At 67.8% G+C, this 5,837-nt stretch carries 7 protein-coding genes; all 7 read right to left on the reverse strand.

Annotated features, from left to right (window positions below; translation table 11 throughout):
• Positions 1–189: 189 nt before the first annotated feature.
• The 7 genes from AC3IFE_RS31435 to osmF all read right to left on the reverse strand — a co-directional run bounded on the left by AC3IFE_RS31435 (position 190) and on the right by osmF (position 5,694).
• A complete protein-coding gene (locus AC3IFE_RS31435; RefSeq protein WP_256979764.1) occupies positions 190–588 on the reverse strand; it encodes a lysozyme inhibitor LprI family protein in 399 nt (132 codons plus the stop codon).
• Between the two features lie 21 nt (positions 589–609).
• On the reverse strand, positions 610–1,296 hold the full coding sequence (locus AC3IFE_RS31440) for a lytic transglycosylase domain-containing protein (protein ID WP_089470456.1): 687 nt from the start codon (positions 1,294–1,296) through the stop codon (positions 610–612).
• 157 nt (positions 1,297–1,453) lie between these two features.
• Positions 1,454–1,849 carry an NAD(+)--rifampin ADP-ribosyltransferase gene (gene arr, locus AC3IFE_RS31445; RefSeq protein ID WP_301739609.1) on the reverse strand — a complete coding sequence of 132 codons (396 nt, stop codon included), beginning with the start codon at positions 1,847–1,849 and terminating at the stop codon, positions 1,454–1,456.
• A 32-nt stretch (positions 1,850–1,881) separates the two neighbouring features.
• The gene (locus AC3IFE_RS31450; RefSeq protein ID WP_489194193.1) at positions 1,882–2,649 is read right to left on the reverse strand and encodes an ABC transporter permease; all 768 of its coding nucleotides are present in this window, start codon (positions 2,647–2,649) and stop codon (positions 1,882–1,884) included.
• Positions 2,646–3,599 carry an ABC transporter ATP-binding protein gene (locus tag AC3IFE_RS31455; protein WP_489194195.1) on the reverse strand — a complete coding sequence of 318 codons (954 nt, stop codon included), beginning with the start codon at positions 3,597–3,599 and terminating at the stop codon, positions 2,646–2,648. The genes AC3IFE_RS31450 and AC3IFE_RS31455 overlap by 4 nt, the downstream gene beginning before the upstream one ends.
• Positions 3,596–4,774: an ABC transporter permease gene (locus tag AC3IFE_RS31460; protein WP_489194197.1), complete on the reverse strand. Its 1,179-nt coding sequence runs from the start codon at positions 4,772–4,774 to the stop codon at positions 3,596–3,598. Before AC3IFE_RS31460 ends, AC3IFE_RS31455 begins: the two co-directional genes overlap by 4 nt.
• The gene (osmF, locus tag AC3IFE_RS31465) at positions 4,771–5,694 is read right to left on the reverse strand and encodes a glycine betaine ABC transporter substrate-binding protein OsmF (RefSeq protein ID WP_489194199.1); all 924 of its coding nucleotides are present in this window, start codon (positions 5,692–5,694) and stop codon (positions 4,771–4,773) included. The genes AC3IFE_RS31460 and osmF overlap by 4 nt, the downstream gene beginning before the upstream one ends.
• Positions 5,695–5,837: the final 143 nt, after the last annotated feature.

Consider the following 5,837-nt stretch of genomic DNA (forward strand, 5'->3'; position numbering starts at 1 on the left):
GGCGCGAATGCCCCGCCGCACTCGTTTATAGTTCCTGAAATATCAGAATAATGGGCCGCCGCCGGCCATTGAGTCGTTTGTTCCTGAAATGCCGGAACAATTCGATGCTGCATCGGCACCGGTCGTTGGCGTGCGCGTTGCGTGCGCGTTGCGTAAGGGAACGACGGGCGACACGGGACGGGCGGCAGTTCAGTTCGGCTGCGTCAACTGGGCTTCCCACTTCTTCAGGATGCGCACGCGTGCCTGACTGAAATCCACCCAACAACTCAGCCAGGCGTCGCTCGGTATCGTTTGCTGCGGATTGACGGTTTTCACGTAGTCGCACGTATCGCCGGCAAAGGCGGCCCAACTCGTCTGCGATTTCGCGAGCTGGGCGGCAGCGTCGGGATTGCGTTGTCGCAGTGTGCGCGCAAGCGACCGGTACGCGCTGTCGACTTGCTGCAGCTGCTGATCGAGCACGCAACGTCGCACGGCTTCCATCGTCGGCCCGGCCTGTTCGCAGTCGACGGCGGCGAACGCCGATACAGGGCCGGCCGACAGCGCGGCAATGGCGAACAGCCGGGCCGCGCAGCGACGGGCCGAAGCCATGCGAACGCGGGCGCCCATTGCTTACTTCGCGTTGCGGTTCGCGGCGGACGCGGAGCCGGACGGATCGCTGACCGGCACCATGTGCGCCTTCTCGTCGTTCCCGGTATTCGCGCTTTTCGCATCGTCGTCGGGTTCGAGCACGAACCGGAACGAATCGACCCGCTGCATCACTTTCGCCGCATACGCACTGGATCCGCCGCTGTAGCTTTTCAGCCCGGCCTGCACGTTGCCGCCGGCTGCTTTCACATAGCCTGACAGGATCCGCGAACCGACCTCGACGTTCGCATTCGGCTCGGTCAGGTCCTTCACGTCGCGCAGCATGCCGCGGTGCGCGGACGGCACGACCTGCATCAAACCGGTCGCGCCATGCTGGCCGCGTGCCTTTTCCTGGAAGCGCGATTCGATCGAAATAATCGCGTAAACGAGTGCCGGCGGCAGCGAATATTTCGTCGCGGTGACGCTCACGATATCGGCGAGTTTCGCGGCCTTTTCTCTTGCGACGCCGAATTTCTTGGTCAGGTAGGACGTGATGCGGCGGTTTGCTTCGTTAGGCTGATCGTTGGCGTTCGCGAGCGGTGCGGACGCGACAGTCGGCGTCGATGCCAGTGCGTCGGGCGCGGAGGCATGCAATGCGGGCGCCTGCTGCGCCGCGGCCTGTTGCGCAATGCCGAGCGAAAGCACGATCAGCCAGAAGAACCGTCGTCGCATGGTCGAGTGCGGGGAAATGGGAGGCGCATAGTATATCGGCCAATCGCGGCGAGTGGTCGAGCACCGGCTCGAATGAAAGCGACGTGTAGGCTTGTCACGTTCGCGATGATCGACGCGCCGATCGTTGCGCGGAAACGCATCGGAGTCCGCATGAACGCTAGTTGATGATCTCGCCGATGCCGGTTTCGATCCGGCTTCTGAGCTGCTGGATGAATGCCGGATCGTAGGGTTCCCAGCTATCGAGTTCGCCGACGATCTTCAAAGGCGAGGTGCTCCGATACGACCGCGTCGGATTGCCGGGGAATTTCTTGTCCGTGACGTTCGGGTCGTTTTCGAATTCGCCGGTGGGCTCGACGATGTAGACGCGCGGCCGGCCTTCGCCTCTGGCCATTTCCGCAGCCAGGCCGGCGCCTTTGGGCAGCGCCGTGAAATAAATGTGATTCATCACGACGTCATGCCGATAATTCGATCTGAAGCCTGCCGTCAGCAAGTCGCCGATCCGCAAATCCGCTTTCGTGCCATGAAAAAACGGGCCGGTGTCCAAGGCAGCCATGGTTTCTCCTTCGAAGAATTTCGCACCGGCAGCTACGCGCGCCGCGCGCTCGCTACCCGCGCCATCGCGCCGATCGCATCGCTGACGAGCACCGCGAGCAAGCCGACGATCACGCCGCCTTGCAGCACGAACGCCGTGTTCGACGTCTGCAGGCCCGCGATGATCACGTCGCCGAGTCCGCGCGCGGCGACCGTCGAGCCGATCGTCGCGGTGCCGAGATTGATCACGACCGCGAGGCGGATGCCGTTGACGATCACCGGGAACGCGAGCGGCAGCTCGACGGATACCAGTTGCTGCCAGCCGCTCATCCCCATCCCGCGCGCGGCGTCGACGACGTCGCGCGGCACGTCCTCGATCCCCGCGATCGTGCTTTCGAAAACCGGCAGGAGCCCGTACAGCACGAGCGCGATCAGGACGGGCTTCAAGCCGAAGCCGACTGCCGGCACGGCAAGCGCGAGCACGGCGACCGGCGGGAAGGTCTGGCCGATGTCGACGACGCTGCGCGCCACCGGCAGGAAATCCGCGCCGAACGGCCGCGTGACCGCGATGCCGGCCGCGACCGCGACGATCGTGCCGATCAGGCTCGACAGCGCGACCGTGCCGAGATGGGCGAGCGTGAGATCGAGCAGGCTCGCGCGATCGTAGATCACCGGTGCGCCGTTGTCCGCGAACGGTGCGAACAGGCCCTGCAGCCACGCGGGGCGCAACAGCAGCACGAGCAGCAGCGCGAGCGCGGCCGCGCGGGCGACGTACGCCGGAAACGAAGACCGCTTGGGCCGCATGCCGCCGTGCGTCGTCATGCGGGCTGCCTCGCGTGCGAGCGGATCGCGTCGAGCGTGATGCGGCGGGGGCCGTGTGCGTGGCGGTTGCCGTCGGCCGTATCGTCGACGGGCAGCGCATCGACGCCGCGCCACAACAATTCGGACACCGCATCGCGCAGCGTGCGCGTCGCCGCGATCGGTTCGCCGTCGGCGTGGCCGGCTTCGGCCACGGCGTCGATCGGCGTGAGCGCGAGCAGGCGCAGCGGCCGGTCGACGCCCGCGACGAGCTGTTCGACCACACCGGCCGCCGGCTTGCCGAGAATCTCGGCCGGCGACGCGACCTGCAGCAGCCGGCCGCCGTCCATCACCGCGATCGTGTCGCCGAGCTTCAGCGCTTCCTCGATATCGTGCGTGACGATCACGACCGTGATGCCGAGGCGGCGCTGCAGCGCGAACAGGTCGTCCTGCGCCTTGTTGCGGATGATCGGGTCGAGCGCGCCGAACGGTTCGTCCATCAGCAGCATCGCGGGTTCGGCCGCGAGTGCGCGCGCCACGCCGACGCGCTGCTGCTGGCCGCCCGACAGTTCGTGCGGCAGCTTGCCCGCGAATTCGGCCGGCGCGAGATGGAACAGGTCGAGCAGTTCGTTCACGCGCGCGTCGATGCGTTCGGCCGGCCAGCCGAGCAGGCGCGGCACGGTCGCGATGTTGCGCGCGACGCTCCAGTGCGGAAACAGTCCATGCCCCTGGATCGCGTAGCCGATGCCGCGCCGCAACTGCTCGGGCGCGACGGTCGCCGTATCGACGCCGTCGATGCGGATCGTGCCGCTGGTCGGTGCGATCAGCCGGTTGATCATGCGCAGGAGCGTCGACTTGCCGCTGCCCGAGGCGCCGACGAGCGAGGTGATCGTGCCGCGTTGCATCGTCAGCGATACGTCGTCGACGGCGACCACGTCGCCGAAGCGTTTGCCGACTCGTTCGATCTCGATCATCCTGCACGTCCCTTCGCGAGCGACGTCGCGGCTTCGAACACGACGGCGGCCGCCAGTGCGAGCGCGATCGTCGGGATCGCGCCGAGCAGCACGAGATCGGCGGCCGATTGCCCGATCCCCTGGAAGATGAAGGTGCCGAACCCGCCGCCGCCGATCAGCGCGGCCACCGCGGTCAGCCCGATGTTCTGGACGAGCACGATGCGCACGCCGCTCAGGATCACCGGCAGCGCGAGCACGAGATCGACGCGCAGCAGCCGCTGCGCACGCGTCATGCCCATCGCGCGCGCGGCTTCGGTCACGTGCGGCGGCACCTGTTCGAGCCCGACCACGACGCTCGAGGCGATCGGCAGCAGCGAGTAGAGGAACAGCGCGAGCACGGCCGGCGCGACGCCGATCCCGCGGATGCCGAGCGCGGCCGCGAGCGGCACGTGCGCGGCGAGCAGGCCGAGCGGCGCCATCATCAGCCCGTACATCGCGATGCTGGGGATCGTCTGCACGATATTGAGCACGGGCATCGCGACGGTGCGCACCGTCGCGATGCGCGCGCAGGCGATGCCGAGCGGCACGCCCGCGACGAGCGCGGCGGCCACCGAGCCGCCCGCGAGCGATACGTGACGGATCGCTTCGCGCCAGAAATCGTCGCTGCGCACCGCGTATTCGCGCATCACGGAGAGGCCGTCCCACCAGCCGCTCGCGAGCGGCACCGAAACCGCCGCTATCGCGACGGCGAGCGCGGCGAGGCGCCGCCACGGGCCGAACGCGAGGCACGCGAGCGCGTCGGCGATCAGCACGGCCCACGCGAACAGCAGCAGCCAGACGCCGGCGTCGGGCGACACGCGGGCCAGCATGTCGTCGGGCGCGACGACGTGCGTCGCCGCCGCGCCGACCGCATACGCGAGCGTCGCGAGCCCCGCGCAGCCGGCCGCGAGCCGCCACACGGGACGGCACGCCGTCATCGCCCACAGCGCGCCGACGGTCCATAGCGCGGCGAGCGCGGCGCCCTGCATGGCGGGCAGCGCGGCGAACACCGACAGTCCGGTGCCGGCCGCGATCCGGTTCGGCCGCAGGACCGCGAACGACAGGCCGAACACCGCGACGATCGTCAGCATGCCGATCAGGATGCCGACCTTGTCGAGCGTGACGCGCCGCGCGGACGCCGCCGCGCGCGCCGTCATTTCACGAAGCCCTTCGCTTTCAGGTAGCTTTTCGCGACGCCGGCCGCCGGCTCGCCGTTGAGCTGGATGCGGGCGTTCAGCGATTGCAGCGTTTTCAGGTCGAGGCTCGCGAATACGGGCTTCAGCAAGTCGGCGATCTGCGGATGCGCTTTCAGCGCGGCTTCGCGGATCACCGGCGCCGGCGCGTAGACGGGCTGCACGTGCTTGTCGTCGTCGAGCACCACGAGGCCGCTCGATGCGATGCCGCCGTCGGTGCCGTAGACCATCGCGGCGTTCACGCCGTCGGTCTGGTTCGCGGCGGCCTTGATCGTCGCGGCCGTGTCGCCGCCGGACAGCACGACGAGCTGCTCGGGCTTCAGCTTGAAGCCGTACGCCTTCTCGAACGACGGCAGCGCGGACGCGCTGTTCACGAATTCGGCCGAGGCCGCGAGCTTCACCTTGCCGCCGCCGGCTACCCACTTGCCGAAGTCGGAGAAGGTCTTCAGATGCTGCGACTGCGCGACGGGCGCGATCAGCGCGACGCCCCACGTGTTGTTCGCGGGCGCCGGTGCGAGCCATACGAGATGGTTCGCCGCGTAGTCGAGTTTCTTCGCGGTGTCGTAGCCTTGGCTCGCGTTCTTCCACACCGGATCATCGGCCTTGTTGAAGAAGAACGCGGCGTTGCCCGTGTATTCGGGGTAGATGTCGATCTCGCCGCTCGTGAGCGCCTTGCGCACGATCGGCGTCGTGCCGAGCGCGATCTTCTCGGTGACGGGAATGCCGTGGGCCTTCAGCACCTGTGAAATGAGGTTGCCGAGCAGGTTGCCTTCGGTGTCGATCTTCGACGACACCACGACGGGCGTGTCGGCGTGCGCGCCGGGCGCGACGATCGCGGCGGCGAACGCGAGGCCCAGGATCCGGGCGGGCAGGGCGAGCTTCATCGGGGCCAATCTCCAGGACGGGGGCGTACGCCGAAAGTTACTTGACTGAGCGGGCTTTGGCAAACCGCGTGCGGCGGCGTGTCCACAGCCGATGTGGGGATAACCCGCAACCGTCGCACGGGCTTGTTACACTGAAATTCACC

It is taken from the genome of Burkholderia sp. APQ4-4ca (assembly GCF_057837105.1).

What these genes read in the sequence shown, in the direction of transcription:
- AC3IFE_RS31435 (WP_256979764.1), bottom strand. Translation starts at nt 588, where the DNA reads ATGGCTTCGGCCCGTCGCTGCGCGGCCCGGCTGTTCGCCATTGCCGCG.
- AC3IFE_RS31440 (WP_089470456.1), bottom strand. Translation starts at nt 1,296, where the DNA reads ATGCGACGACGGTTCTTCTGGCTGATCGTGCTTTCGCTCGGCATTGCG.
- arr (WP_301739609.1), bottom strand. Translation starts at nt 1,849, where the DNA reads ATGGCTGCCTTGGACACCGGCCCGTTTTTTCATGGCACGAAAGCGGAT.
- AC3IFE_RS31450 (WP_489194193.1), bottom strand. Translation starts at nt 2,649, where the DNA reads ATGACGACGCACGGCGGCATGCGGCCCAAGCGGTCTTCGTTTCCGGCG.
- AC3IFE_RS31455 (WP_489194195.1), bottom strand. Translation starts at nt 3,599, where the DNA reads ATGATCGAGATCGAACGAGTCGGCAAACGCTTCGGCGACGTGGTCGCC.
- AC3IFE_RS31460 (WP_489194197.1), bottom strand. Translation starts at nt 4,774, where the DNA reads ATGACGGCGCGCGCGGCGGCGTCCGCGCGGCGCGTCACGCTCGACAAG.
- osmF (WP_489194199.1), bottom strand. Translation starts at nt 5,694, where the DNA reads ATGAAGCTCGCCCTGCCCGCCCGGATCCTGGGCCTCGCGTTCGCCGCC.